This window comes from Novosphingobium meiothermophilum (genome assembly GCF_003171715.1).
Taxonomy (GTDB): Bacteria; Pseudomonadota; Alphaproteobacteria; order Sphingomonadales; family Sphingomonadaceae; genus Novosphingobium; species Novosphingobium meiothermophilum.
Window position 1 is genome coordinate 786,890 of record NZ_QGHL01000007.1, and the last position, 13,758, is coordinate 800,647.

General features: G+C 64.2%; 8 protein-coding genes and 1 tRNA gene. All 9 read left to right on the top strand.

Annotation, left to right across the window (positions count from 1 at the left end):
• Positions 1-40 precede the first annotated feature (40 nt).
• Positions 41-115, top strand: a tRNA-Glu gene (locus DKM43_RS07770).
• 522 nt (positions 116-637) lie between these two features.
• Entirely contained in the window at positions 638-1,606 is a 969-nt protein-coding gene (locus DKM43_RS07775) for a DUF11 domain-containing protein (RefSeq protein WP_109797842.1), read from the top strand.
• Positions 1,607-1,629: 23 nt separating this feature from the next.
• Positions 1,630-2,115, top strand: coding sequence for a hypothetical protein (locus DKM43_RS07780; protein WP_109797843.1), 486 nt, complete (start codon positions 1,630-1,632; stop codon positions 2,113-2,115).
• 78 nt (positions 2,116-2,193) lie between these two features.
• The gene (locus DKM43_RS07785) at positions 2,194-3,255 is read left to right on the top strand and encodes a hypothetical protein (RefSeq protein ID WP_109797844.1); all 1,062 of its coding nucleotides are present in this window, start codon (positions 2,194-2,196) and stop codon (positions 3,253-3,255) included.
• 52 nt (positions 3,256-3,307) lie between these two features.
• Positions 3,308-8,461: a carboxypeptidase-like regulatory domain-containing protein gene (locus DKM43_RS07790; RefSeq protein ID WP_236632442.1), complete on the top strand. Its 5,154-nt coding sequence runs from the start codon at positions 3,308-3,310 to the stop codon at positions 8,459-8,461.
• A gap of 176 nt (positions 8,462-8,637) precedes the next feature.
• On the top strand, positions 8,638-10,419 hold the full coding sequence (locus tag DKM43_RS07795; protein WP_109797845.1) for a monovalent cation:proton antiporter-2 (CPA2) family protein: 1,782 nt from the start codon (positions 8,638-8,640) through the stop codon (positions 10,417-10,419).
• Between the two features lie 4 nt (positions 10,420-10,423).
• Positions 10,424-11,254 carry a universal stress protein gene (locus DKM43_RS07800; protein ID WP_109797846.1) on the top strand — a complete coding sequence of 277 codons (831 nt, stop codon included), beginning with the start codon at positions 10,424-10,426 and terminating at the stop codon, positions 11,252-11,254.
• A gap of 165 nt (positions 11,255-11,419) precedes the next feature.
• On the top strand, positions 11,420-12,601 hold the full coding sequence (locus tag DKM43_RS07805; protein WP_109797847.1) for a sensor histidine kinase: 1,182 nt from the start codon (positions 11,420-11,422) through the stop codon (positions 12,599-12,601).
• 74 nt (positions 12,602-12,675) lie between these two features.
• A complete protein-coding gene (locus DKM43_RS07810; RefSeq protein ID WP_109797848.1) occupies positions 12,676-13,722 on the top strand; it encodes a substrate-binding domain-containing protein in 1,047 nt (348 codons plus the stop codon).
• Positions 13,723-13,758 lie beyond the last annotated feature (36 nt).

A 13,758-nucleotide genomic window follows, 5' to 3' on the forward strand; every position in this document is an offset into this window, starting at 1 on the left:
TCCTTAGAGGCGCGGCTCTGCCCAGCGGCACTAGCCCAGTGGCCCCTTCGTCTAGCGGTCAGGACGCGGCCCTTTCACGGCTGAAACACGGGTTCGATTCCCGTAGGGGTCACCACTCTCCGGCATGTTGCGGAGAGTCTTCCGGGCAAAGGTTGGCTCGCTTCTCGAAGGAAGCGAGTGCCCTTTCCACAGCACCAATGCCGAACGCGGATCATGTCCGAAGGGAATTAATGTTTCCTGGCGCTTGACCCGACGCTGCTGCCGCTGACAAGCGATGCACCGGCTTAGGCGGGTGCGCCGCGCGGCGCTGCCAGATCAATCCGCAAACGCCAGATCAATCCGCAAACGTCCTCTCCGCTTCCCATAGCCAGACTGATTCGTGGATGATTCGATCAAAGCGCATCCTGACGCATGGCTCGATGCGGCTGCTCGCCATCCCGGCAAACTACTGTTTTTGATGAGGTCTTTTGATGCTGTCCACGAAGGCTCCTGCCCCTTGGCAAATGCACCTCCTGACCTTGTTTGAGAACGTTTACAACTAAAGTTAAATCACCATTTTCTCTCATTAAATCAGATAGCTAAGTAGTTTCACTTAGTGGTTTATTCTTTGGTAACTACGCGTCGGGATAAGGGCCGCATGAAGAACGCTCGCACCCCTCTCGTCCTTGGCGCGCTCGCCGCCACTGCAATCGGTTCCACTCAGGCCAGCGCCGCGGGTGTCACCGCTGGCACGCTGATCCAGAACACCGCCTCGGCAAGCTACGGCAGCGGCAGCGCAACCACGACGGTCAGCTCCAATACCGTGACCATCCGCGTTGACGAATTGCTGGACGTTGCGGTCAGTGCGCTCGATGCCGGATCAGTGACGCTCGCCGACACGGCCGTGCTGAGCTATCGCGTGACCAATTCCGGCAATGGGAACGAAGCCTTTGCGATCAACGTCTCGCCCACCGTTTCCGGCAACGGCTTCGATGCCGCGGTGCAGACCATCGCAATCGATACGAACGACAACGGCATCTATGAACCGGGCATCGATACCGTCATCACCAACGGCGGATCGACTGCGGAACTGGCCCCGGATGCGGCCGCGCGCATCTTCGTGATCGTCGCACTGCCGGGCGGCACGGCCGATGCGTCAGCCAGCCAGGTCCGCGTGACGGCACAGGCGCTCACCGGGTCGGGCACGCCGGGCACCAGCTTTGCCGGTCAGGGCCAGGGCGGCGGAGATGCGGTCGTGGGGGCGACCACGGCCAATGCCAATGCCCTTGGCGCGCTTCTTGCCAGTTCGGCCAGCGTCACGCTCACCAAATCCTTTGCCATTCTCGATCCGTTCGGAGGGGCCAAGCCCGTGCCCGGCGCGACCGTGACCTTCACCATTCAGGCCGCCGCCAGCGGCAGCGGCACGGTCAGCGATCTTCGCGTCACCGACGTGATCCCGGCCGGAACGACCTATGTCGCCAACTCGCTGACACTTGAAGGCGCTGCGCTCAGCGATGCTGCCGACAGCGACGCCGGAACGGCTTCGGCAAGCGGCATCGACGTGGCTATCGGCGCACTGCCCGGCGGAAACAGCCGCACCGTGACCTTCAAGACCACCATCAACTGATCCGCAGCGCGAAGGACACCGAGATGAACAGGTTCGCATCCGCTATCACGGCTTTTGCCCTCGCCATTCTTGCCATGGGCGCCGCACCGGTGGCGGCCCAGCAGGCGACCCCGGCGGTGACGCTAGAGGGTCTGGTCAAGCTGGAGAAGACCATCGAGGAGAACGGCAAGCAGAAGGTCGTTCTCGAAGAACCCAAGGTTGTCGTTCCGGGCGACAAGCTGCTGTTCACCACCCGCTACAGGAATGCGGGCACGCAGCCGGTCGACAATTTCGTAGTCACCAATCCGGTTCCCGATGCGGTCCGGGTTGCCGACGAAAGTGCCCTGCGCGAGCAGGTTTCGGTCGATGGCGGCAAGTCGTGGGGGCGTCTTGCCGATCTCACCGTCAAGGGAGAGGACGGCAATCCTCGCCCCGCCACGGCAACCGACATCACCCATATTCGCTGGACCGTTCCCGTCATCGCCCCAGGCGCAAGCGGGATGGTCGAGTATCACGCCATCGTTCGCTGAAGGCTGCGAAACGAACCGCCGAGGCTTGCTGGCGGACAGTAAAGCAGGCCGATCAAGAAGCTACTAGGGATCGTCAACATGAAATGCACCAGCAAGCTGCTGGCCGCAACCAGCGCACTTGCGCTCTTTGCGTTCGGCTCAAGCGTGGCGCACGCAGCCGGGACGACTGCGGGCACCACCATCACCAACACCGCCACGATCAACTACCAGGTCGGTGGCATTTCCCAGAACGCCGAGACTGCAAGCGACACGCTGACGGTTGACCGCAAGATCAACCTGACCGTTGCTGAAACAGGAAACTCGACCACGGTCGTGACCCCCGGCTCGGTCTCGCAGGTGACGACCTTCACCGTTACCAACACCTCGAACGCGGCGCTCGACTTCGCGCTTGAGGCACTGCAGATGGACGGCGGCGCCGGACCGCACGGTGGCACCGACAACTTCAACGTGTCGAACGTGCGCATTTTCGTCGATACCAACAACAACGGCATCTTCGATTCCGGCACCGACACGCTCGTGACCTACCTTGACGAGATGGCCGCGGACGAAACCCGCCGCGTGTTCATCGTCTCGGACGTGCCGCTGGGCCGCCCGAACGGTTCGGTCGCCGTCGTGGCGCTTCGGGCCACGGGCCGCGAGGCTGGCGCAAGCGGCACGCTGGGCGCAGCTCTGGTCCAGACCACGGGCGCCAACACCGCAGGCATGGATACCGTCTTTGCCGACGTGACGCCGGGCACCGACGATTCGGCCCGCGATGCCGCTCATTCGGCGCGCGATTCCTACACCGTCGCCACGGCTGAACTTACGGTTGCCAAGACCAGCCGCATCGTCAGCGATCCGGTCAACGGCACCACCAACCCGAAGATGATCCCCGGCGCAGTGGTGGAATACTGCATCGCGGTTTCGAACGGGACGGGCGCCACGACGGCCGCATCGATCAACGTGAACGACCCTTTGCCGAGCGAAGTGACTTATCTGTCGAGCTTCGGCGTGAAGGTGGACGGCACGGTGTCGGCCGGCGTCTGCCAGGCCGATGGCGCGACTGCCGGATCGGAAAGCGGCGGTGTCGTCAGCGGCACGATCGCCACCCTGCCGGGCGGTGCCACCAAGACCGTGCTGTTCCGCGCGACGATCAACTGAGCCTGATGCCGGCCCTGCCCCTGCCCTCACGGCAGGGCCGGCACATCTCATCATGAAGTTGACCAGACCTTCCGAGATGATGAAGCGCCTGAAAGGTCTGCTTGCAGCGATGTTGCTGATCGTGCCCGGCGCGCATGCGCTGGCGCAGGACACGATCACCAACACCGCATCGGCCGAATGGTCCGATCACGGCAAAACCGCGCGGACGGTCTCGAACACCGTATCCTTTGCGGTCGAGCGCCAGTCGCTCACCATCCAGACCCTGCGGTATCTGCCCGATGGGCTTGGCACGATTTCGGTGGCCATGCCCAACTGCGGGCAGCGCAGCCTTGCGCTTTCGGGCAAGGCCAGCACGCTTTCCCTGAACGGGACGCTACAGCCCGCCAACAGCTTCCGGATCGGCGAACTGCTGTATGCGCGCATCACCGCGCCGCAGGCCAACACCTCGCCCACGGCCATCGATCAGCTCCAGATCCGCGTCACCAGCTCGTCCGGCGACGAGGAAGTGCTGACCCTGATGGAGACTGGCGCGAATACCGGCCAGTTCCTTGCCGTCATCCCGACCAGCGCAATCCCGCCAAGCCCCGTGCAGCGCGATTGCCAGCTCAGCGCGCGCGATGGCGATACCATCACGATCACCGTGGCCGACAGCCGCATCCCGCTAGGTTCGGCCGTGGCCAGCAGCGTCAACGTGCTGGCAGACCCTTATGGCCTGGTGTTCGACAGCGCCGACGGTTCGCCGGTCGATGGCGCAACGATCACGCTGATCGACGAGGCCACCGGCCAGCCGGCCGAAGTCTTTGCCGACGACGGAATCACCTCGTGGCCCTCTACGGTCGTGACCGGGCAGCCCGTGACCGATGGTGCCGGCAACGTCTATCCCATGCCTGCGGGCGAATACCGCTTCCCGCTTGCACGGCTTGGCCGCTACCGCCTGCGGATCGTTCCGCCTGCCCCCTATGTGGCGCCATCGACCGTGCCGGTCGAGAACCTGCGCAACTTCCGCAGGCCCGAAGGCGACCTTGTCGACCTGACCGAGGCATCCTTCGGCGGGATTGTCACGCTCACCTCGCCGCTTCCCGTGCGGGTCGATATTCCGGTCGATGGTCCATCGGCGCCGGTCAGTCTGACCAAGACCGCCTCGCGCGAGCGGATCAATCCGGGCGATGCCACCTTCTTTACCGTGCAAGTCGGCAACCCTGACAGCAAGCGGCCGCTGTTCAACGTGACGCTTGAGGACACGCCTTCGCGCTGGCTGCGTTTCTCGCCGTCTTCGGTGCGGATCAACGGACAACGCCGGGACGGGGCAGCGACGTTCTCTGCCGATGGCCGCCGCATGACGATTGCCCTTGGCCGGATCGATCCGGGCGCACAGGTCAAGGTGACTTATGCCATGACCGCCAGCCCCGATGCGCCAGCCGGGGAGGTTCTGAACATCGTCAGGATCACCGACGAACGGGGTGCTTCCGCCACTGCGCAGGCCCGCGTGCGGATCGAGGACGAAGTCATTGCCAGCCGCATGACGCTGATCGGTCGTGTGACCGCGGGCGCCTGCACCACCGATCCGGCCCAGCGGCCCGGCATTCCCGGCGTCAGGGTCATGCTTGAGGATGGCAGCTTTGCGATTACCGACGGCGATGGCCGCTATCACTTCGAAGGACTGACCCCCGGCACGCATGTGGTGCAGGTGGCCGGCCAGACCCTTCCCCAGGGCGGACGGTTCATCGACTGCGCGCGCTCCACCCGCAGCAGCGGCAGTGCCATCTCGCGCTTCATAACCGGTCAGGGCGGCTCGCTTGTCGTTGCCGACTTCACGGCTGAACTGTCGGCCGAAGCGCTGGCGGCCCAGGCAAAGGCGGCAACGGAGAAGGCCGCGCAGGCGGCGGCATCGAAGGATCAGGACAAGGCCGCGCCTGCTGCCAAAGCTGATGCAGGCAAAGATGATGCCAGCGATCGCAAGGCCGCGGGTGCCGATACCGACTGGCTGGCGCTGGGCGATGGTCCCACCGATTTTCTCTTCCCCACGGCCGACCACAATCCGCGCACCCCGGCGATCCGCGTGGTGATCCGCCATCGCAGCGGCGAAAGCGTCGATCTGCGGCTGAACGGCAAGCCGGTGGATCCGATTGCCTTCGACGGAGCGCGCACCTCGCCGCGCGGCTATGCCGTCAGCGTCTGGCGCGGCCTGCCGCTTGAGGGGGAAACCACCGTCCTGACTGCAAGCGTGCGCAATGCCGAGGGCAAGGTCATGGGGGACCTGCGGCGCGAGGTGCATTTTGTTGAAGTGCCTGCCCGTGCAATTCTGGTGCGCGAGAAGTCAAAGCTGATCGCCGATGGCACGACCCGCCCGGTCCTTGCCATCCGCATCGTAGATCGCAACGGACGCCCGGTCCATGCCGGGATCACTGGCGAATTAACGCTCAACCAGCCCTATGAAAGTGCGCAGGCCCTTGATGCGATGCAGGTCCGCACACTCTCCGGCCTTGATCGCGCCGCGCCCACCTTCATGGTCAAGGGCGACGATGGCATGGCCTATGTCGAACTGGCGCCAACGATGGTCAGCGGCCCGCTGCGCGCCGAGTTCACCTTCAAGGACGAGGCAATGACGCGCCGCCAGACGGTGGAAAGCTGGATCGAGCCGGGCGAACAGAAGTGGACCCTGGTGGGCCTCGCCGAAGCGGCGGGCGGCAAGGATTCGATTGCGCAGCGCATGGAGCGCAATGGCCGGTTCGACAGCGATCTGGGCGAGAATGCCCGCGTGGCCTTCTATGCCAAGGGGCGTGTTCTGGGGCGCTTCCTGCTGACGGCAAGCTATGACAGCGCAAAGCAGCAAAGCCAGCAGCGCCTGCTCGGCACTATCGATCCCAATGCCTATTATACGGTCTTTGCCGATGGCTCGAACCGGGGCTTCGATGCAGCCAGCCGCGACAAGCTCTATATCCGTCTCGAAGCGCGCGCCTTCTATGCGATCTACGGCGACTTCGTGACTGCCTTCGACCAGACCGTTCTGGCCCGCTATCAGCGCACCATGACCGGCGCGAGCGCCGAGGGCGTTTTCGGCAAGGTTCACGTGCAGGGCTTTGCCGCGCGCACTGGCGACACGCACCGCCGCGACGAGTTTCAGGGCGGCGGCATTTCCGGGCCCTATCGCCTGTCTAGCCGGGGCGTGATCGCCAACAGCGAAATCGTCACGCTTCAGGTGCGCGACCGGTTCCGCTCGGAAGTCATCGTCGATACGCGCACCCTGACCCGCTTCGTCGATTACGACATCGACCTGCTTTCGGGCACGATCAGCTTCCGCGAGCCGGTATTGAGCCGCGACGCAGATCTCAACCCGCGCTTCATCATCGTCGATTACGAGGTCGACCGCGCGGCTGGCGGCAAGATCAATGCCGGTGTGCGTGCCGATGTGACCACGGCGGAAGGCCGCCTGCGCATAGGCGCGACCGCCATCACCGATACCGGCAGCGCTCCGTCCGCCAATGCCGCTGGCGCGCGCACCGATCTTGCCGCGCTCGATCTGCGAGCCCGCATCGGGGATACCACCGAAGTGCGCGCCGAACTGGGCGCCAGCCGCGCCGCAGGCGAATACGACAGCGCGTGGATTGCCGAAATCGAACATCACGACGGCGCGCTCGACCTGCTCGGCTATGTCCGCTCGGCGGACCGCAATTTCGGTGTCGGCCAGCTCAACATGGCAGAGCGCGGGCGCCGCAAGGTCGGTGTCGATGGTCGCTACCGCCTGAACGAAGCCTTCGCGGTGACGGCCAGCCTCTGGCTTGACGACAGTCTGACCGACGCCGCCCAGCGCAAGGCCGCGCAGGTGAATGGCGTGTGGCGCAGCCGCGCCACCGAGGCGCGACTCGGCATGGCCATGTTCGATGATCGGCTTGCCGACGGCACGAGCGCCCGCTCGACCACGGTGGAAGCTGGCGCGACCCGCAAGCTGCTCGACAACCGTCTGGAAATCAGCGGCGCCACCAGCCTTGCCCTCGGCACGGCGGAAAGCGTCGATCTGCCTTCGCGCTATCGCATCGGCGCTGCCTTTGCGGTGACACCCTCGATCAAGCTGCTTGGAACCTACGAGCGCGCCGACGGCAAGGCCGTTTCGGCCGACACGTTCCGTGCCGGTTTCGAGGTTGGTCCGTGGGAAGGTGCGCGGATCCTCAGCACACTGGGCCAGCAATCAATCAGCGAACTGGGCAAACGCAGCTTTGCCGCCTTCGGGCTGACCCAGTCGCTACCGGTCAGCGCCGCCCTCACGCTTGATGCCACGCTCGACAGTTCCACGACGCTTGCCGGAATCGATGCGCGCTCGCTGGTCAATCCCGAACAACCCGCCTCGAGCGGCGGCAATCTGGGCGATGCCGGCACGATCGCCGAAGATTTTTCCGCCGTAACCTTTGGCGCCACCTGGCGGCATGACCGCTGGAGCGTGACCGGCCGTGCCGAACTGCGCGATGGCCAGCTCGCTGATCGCCGCGGCATGATCTTCGGCGCAATCCGGCAGCTTGGCGAAGGGCGCATGGCCGGCCTCGGCTTTGCCTGGACGCGCGCCAGCGACGAACGCGGGATGACAAGCCGCATTTTCGATGCCGCGCTTTCCCTCGCGCACCGCCCGTCCGACAGCCGGATTGCACTGCTGTCGAAGGTGGAGTTCCGCAGCGACGAGATCACCGGAGCCGCAGCCCAGCCCGGCGAGCCGACCGTGCCCGAACAGACCGCCATCGTGAATGCAACCGATGCGCGCTCCAGCCGCCTCATCGGCAGTCTTTCGATGAACTGGACGCCGATGGAACGCTCCAGCAACGAGACCGGCGAAGAAAGCAGCCCCGGATACATGCGCAGCGAACTGGGCCTGTTCGCAGCCGTGCGTCACACATTCGACCGGATCGACGCTTTCGATCTTGAAGGGACCACGCTGATCGGCGGGATCGATGCGCGGCTCGGCCTTGGTCCGATGGTCGAAGTGGGGGCCGTCGCCACCATCCGCCACAGCCTGACGATGCACACGACATCCTTCGCGCTTGGGCCGCAGGTGGGAATCAGCCCTGTAACCAACACGCTCATCACCTTTGGCTACAACTTCACCGGTTATCGCGACCGCGACTTTGCGCAGGCGCGCCAGACCACCAAGGGCTTCTCTGTCGGAATCCGCATGAAGTTCGATTCCGACAGTCTCGGCTTCCTCGGCCTGCGTCGCTGATCGGCGAGAGAACAGAACCACGCAGCAATATTTTGTTGAGCAGCACGCCGCTTTTCTGATGCAGTCGATGGCCTGCCGGGCTACCCCTGCGCCATGTCGAATGCTTTTGCGACCATCGCGGCCAAGCCGTTGAAATTGGACAACCATCCCGCCACCAAGCGATTGGCGCACCACTGATGGAGGCGCATTCTCCCCTGCCCTATCTGCGAGAGGGCCTGATCTTTCTGGGCGCGGCCGGACTGGCTGTTCCCCTGCTCAGCCGTCTGAAGATCAGTCCGGTGCTCGGCTATCTTCTGGCCGGAAGCATTGTTGGCCCCTTCGGCCTTGGCCTGCTGACGGCAGACCACCCGTGGCTCGCCCGCTTCGTGGTGGCCGACATCGACGGGGTGCGCCATCTCGCGGAGATCGGCGTTGTCTTCCTGATGTTCATGATCGGCCTTGAACTGTCGATCGAACGCCTGTGGGCGTGGCGGTCGCAGGTTTTCGGCCTTGGTTCGCTCCAGATTCTCGTCTGCGGCGCCCTTGTCACGTGGATCGGGCTGAGCCTGGGATTGCCGTCCGATACGGCGCTGGTCGTGGGCATGGCGCTCTCGCTGTCGTCAACCGCCATCGTGCTCCAGTTGCTGATGGATGGGCGGCGGCAGACAACACCGGCCGGCCGCACGGGATTTGCCATTCTTCTCATGCAGGATCTGGCCGTGGTGCCGATCCTGTTCATGGTGGGTGTGCTGGCCGAACCGGGAGACAGTGGCCTTGCCAGCGGGCTGGCCGCAGCGCTTGGCAAGGCCGCCCTTGCCATCATCCTGATTTATGTTGTCGGCCGGGTCGTGTTGCGTCCGGCCCTGCGGCAGGTGGCTGCGGCACGCAATGCCGAAATGTTCACGGCCGCCGTTCTTCTCGCAGTGGTCGGGGTGGCTGCGCTTACGGCCGGGTTTGGCCTGTCGATGGCACTGGGCGCACTGCTCGCAGGATTGCTGCTGGCCGAAACCGAATACCGCCACCAGATCGAGGTCGATATCCAGCCCTTCAAGGGCCTGCTGCTGGGCCTGTTCTTCATGTCGGTCGGCATGGGCATCGACTGGCGCTTCGTCGTCGCTGACCCGCTGCGGATCATGGCCGCGGTGATCGCGCTCTGGCTGCTCAAGGCCACGGTCATCACGGGCCTTGCCCTGCTGTTCCGGCAACGTTTTGCCGTGGCGCTCGAATCCGGGCTGATGCTTGGCCAGAGCGGCGAGTTCGCCTTTGTCATCCTTGCTGCGGCAGTCAGTCTGGGGTTGATCGGGGGCGCTGTCGAACAATATGTGCTGATGCTGGCTTCGATCAGCATGCTGCTGACCCCGCCCGTGGTTGAGGCAGGCCAGCGGCTTGGGCGCTTCCTGCAACGCCGCGCAACCGCACAGGCCAGCGCAACAGCGCAAGACGAGCTCGCCGACAGTTCAGGCCATGTCGTGATCGCGGGCTTCGGCCGCGTGGGGCAGACAGTGGCGCAGGTCGCGGCGGCGGCAGGTCTGGATTTCGTGGCGGTTGACAGTGATGTCGGGAAACTGGCGCCCCGCCTTCCCGAAAATGCCGAGACCAGGGGCCGCGTCTTCTTCGGCGATGCCTCGCGCGCCGACATTCTCGCAAGGGCCGGCATCGCACGGGCCAGCGCGGTTGCCGTAACGATGAACGATCCCGCCGCCGTCACCCGCATCGTGCGGGAGATCCATCACCGCTGGCCCGGCATCCCGATCCACGCGCGCGCGCGCGACGAAGAACATGCCGCGCTGCTGCGTGAACTGGGTGCCAGCTATTCCACGCCCGAAGCGGTGGAGGCCAGCCTGCAACTCGCCGCCAGAATGCTGGAGGACAGCGGATTCACCGGCGAAACGATCTCGCGCTTTCTGGCCGAACAGCGCACAATGGCCGAAGCGCGGGCGGGCGGCCCAGTCGAAGCGGCCCACCAACGAGGAGAGTGAGAGGATGAACCGACCGGAAGGCCCCGTGCTTGTGGGAACCGACCTCAGCGCACGTTCGGATCGCGCAATTGATCGCGCGTTTCAGCTTGCTCAGGAATGGAACACGCGCCTTGTCGTGGTCCATGCCATCGAGGCGGGCAGCCCGCTGGTCGATGATACCGCGCTTGCGGACCGGGCCATTAGGGCCGTCCTGCCCGAACCGCATTCCACTATCGTCGATATTCTTCCCTCGATCGGTCCGGCACCGTCAACCATCAGCGCTGCGGCGCGGTCATCGGGCAGCCGCCTCGTCGTGACCGGGGTGGCCCGCATGAACCATGTCGGCGATTATTTCGTCGGAACGGCCGTCGATCACATGGTGCGCACTGCCGATGTTCCGGTTCTGGTGGTGAAGCAGCGGCCGCACCAAGCCTATCGTGCAATGCTTGTCGCCACCGACTGCTCGGACTGCTCGCGCCATGCCCTGCTGCACGCCGCGCAGATGTTTCCGCACATTCCCATGCACCTCGTCCACGCCTTTCATGTGCCCTACGAGGGCTGGCTCAAGTCCGACGAAACCCGCGCCGACATCACCAGAACCGCCGAAGCGGAGGTGAACGCCTTCCTCGACGATGCGGATATTCCCGATGAGATCCGCAGCAGGATCACCACGCATGTCGATTACGGCGAAGTTCACCGGGTCGTGATGGCCGCAGCCGGACGCCTTGGCGCCGATCTCGTCGTTCTGGGAACACATGGCCGCAGCGGCTTCATCCGTTCGGTCATCGGCAGCCGCGCCGAGGAACTGCTCCGCGCCGTGCCGCTCGACACGCTCATGATCCGTGCAGGACATTGATCGTGCCGCGAACCGGGATCGGGATCGCTGCCTGTCCTGCTGCACCTGTGTGACGGGCGCGCCTGCTTGCTTGCACGAGGCGGCATCGCTCGACTAGTGCCCGATGCGCGGCGGGGTTGAACCCTGCGATTCGGACCAACAGGCAACCGACACGGTCTCTTGCTCATGAAAACTCTGTCGCTGCCCGTTCCCAGCGTCATCGTTGCGGTCTGTGCCGCAATCGTCATGTATCTTGGCGGCGCGAACCTGTGGATGGCCATTGCCGTCCTCCTCGTGTGGGTCGCCACGCTCTGGCTGGCCCGGCCTGAACCCGTGGTCGAACTGCGTGGCCGTGATGATGGCAGCGTGTCGCGTCAGGCGATGGTCGAACTGGTCGAACCGTTCGGGCTGCCGGTTCTCATGCTTGATGGGCAGCGTATCGCCGCCGCCAATGCCGCTGCCCGTGAAGAGCTGGGCGCGCATATCGTGGGGCAGGATGCGCGCGTAGCCCTTCGCCATCCCGAAGCCGTGCGCCTGCTCGACAAGCCGCAGGGGCGCGCGCTCGTGCGCGGGCTGACAGGTCCACGCAGTATCTGGCAGGTCAGCCGGGTGCCGATTGACGAGCGCTTCTCGCTGATCGAAATGGTCAACCGCACGGCCGAGGCGGACATCAGCCGGGCGCATACCGATTTCGTGGCCAACGCCAGCCACGAATTGCGCACCCCCCTCGCCTCGATCATCGGCTATATCGAAACCCTGGCCGACCCGGACGCGAAAGTGGACGAAGCCACCGCCGCCCGTTTCCATGCCACGGTGCTGCGCGAGGCCCGACGATTGCAGAGCCTCGTCGAGGATCTCATGTCCCTTTCGCGCATCGAGGCCGAAAAGCATGAGCTGCCACGCGACCGGATCGACCTTGGGCAGATGGCCGGCACGATTGCCAGCGAAGTCGCCATGACGGTGGGCGAAGGCCGGTTGGAAATCGAGACCACCGACGCAGTCGTGCTGGGTGATCGCCAGCAACTCGATCAGGTGATCCGCAACCTCATCGACAACGCCTTCAAGTATGGCAGCCAGACCGAGCCGGTGAAAGTGTCGATCACCAGAAGTGCGAACGATGCCGAACTGCGTGTCATCGACAAGGGGGAAGGCATCCATCCCGATCACCTCCCCTACCTCACGCGGCGTTTCTATCGCACCGATCCGGGGCGGAGCCGGGCCGCAGGCGGCACGGGTCTGGGCCTTGCAATCGTCAAGCACATTGTTGAACGACACCGAGGAAAGCTCGATATTTCAAGCACATTGGGGGCAGGAACGACCGTGACCGTGCGCATTCCGCTGGCTCCGCAACAGAATGTTGCTGAGTAAACATCATTGTCATAAACCTGTCACGCTGCCGTCGCATTGGCCGAAACTCTTTCTGGCACTAAAGGCTGCGCACCATGTCGATGATTCGCACATTCGTTCTTTCCGCCACGGCCCTTTCGGCGCTCGCGCTTGCAGGTTGTGGTTCCCAGCAGTCCGCAACGCGCGATCAGGTCCGCGCGGTCGGCTCCTCCACTGTCTATCCTTTTGCCAAGGCGGTTGCTGAATCGCTGGCCAAGGCAGATCCCAGCCTGAAGTCGCCGATCATCGAATCCACCGGAACCGGCGCGGGGATGAACCTGTTCTGCGGCGGCGTGGGCGCCCAGTTCCCCGATATCGCCAATGCCTCGCGCCGGATGAAGCTTTCCGAATTTGAAAGCTGCGCGGCCAATGGCGTGAAGGAAATCGTCGAGATTCAGGTGGGCCTTGATGGGGTGGCCTTTGCCGAAGCCAAGGGCGGCCCCGGCATCAAGCTGACCCCGCAGGATGTTTACAAGGCGCTGGCCAAGAACCCCTATGGCAAGGCGCAGACCTACAAGACCTGGAAGGATGTGAATCCCTCGCTCCCGGCCGAGCCGATCCTTGTTTACGGGCCGCCGTCCACATCGGGCACGCGCGACGCGCTGAAGGAACTGATCCTTGCCAAGGGCTGCGACGAAAACCCCGAAATGAAGGCGCTCAAGACGAGCGACAAGGCCGCGCACGAGAAGATCTGCACCGAAGTGCGCGACGACGGGGCCTATGTGGATGCGGGCGAGAACGACAACCTGATCGTCCAGAAGATCGAGGCCAATCCCAAGGCGATCGGCATTTTCGGGTTCTCCTATCTTGAAGAGAACAGCGGCCGCATCAAGGGCCTGCCGATGAACGGCATCGAGCCGACCTATGCCACGATTTCGGACTTCAGCTATCCCGGCGCGCGCCCGCTCTACATCTACGTGAAGAAGGCGCATCTCAAGGCAATCCCCGGTTTGCAGGCTTTTGTCACTGAATGGTCAAAGCTCTGGGGCAAGGATGGCAAGCTTGCCCGGCTCGGCATGGTCGTTGCGCCTGACGATGTCCTTGCGGCGAGCGCAAAGGCTGTTAACGAGCTTCCGGTTCTTGACGGCTCGCAACTGAAGTAATCCGCAAAGCGGAAAACAGGGGAACATCCGGAAGTC

Excerpts from the sequence above, each read along its gene's own strand:
- DKM43_RS07775 (WP_109797842.1), top strand. The coding sequence starts at position 638 with ATGAAGAACGCTCGCACCCCTCTCGTCCTTGGCGCGCTCGCCGCCACT.
- DKM43_RS07780 (WP_109797843.1), top strand. The coding sequence starts at position 1,630 with ATGAACAGGTTCGCATCCGCTATCACGGCTTTTGCCCTCGCCATTCTT.
- DKM43_RS07785 (WP_109797844.1), top strand. The coding sequence starts at position 2,194 with ATGAAATGCACCAGCAAGCTGCTGGCCGCAACCAGCGCACTTGCGCTC.
- DKM43_RS07790 (WP_236632442.1), top strand. The coding sequence starts at position 3,308 with ATGAAGTTGACCAGACCTTCCGAGATGATGAAGCGCCTGAAAGGTCTG.
- DKM43_RS07795 (WP_109797845.1), top strand. The coding sequence starts at position 8,638 with ATGGAGGCGCATTCTCCCCTGCCCTATCTGCGAGAGGGCCTGATCTTT.
- DKM43_RS07800 (WP_109797846.1), top strand. The coding sequence starts at position 10,424 with ATGAACCGACCGGAAGGCCCCGTGCTTGTGGGAACCGACCTCAGCGCA.
- DKM43_RS07805 (WP_109797847.1), top strand. The coding sequence starts at position 11,420 with ATGAAAACTCTGTCGCTGCCCGTTCCCAGCGTCATCGTTGCGGTCTGT.
- DKM43_RS07810 (WP_109797848.1), top strand. The coding sequence starts at position 12,676 with ATGTCGATGATTCGCACATTCGTTCTTTCCGCCACGGCCCTTTCGGCG.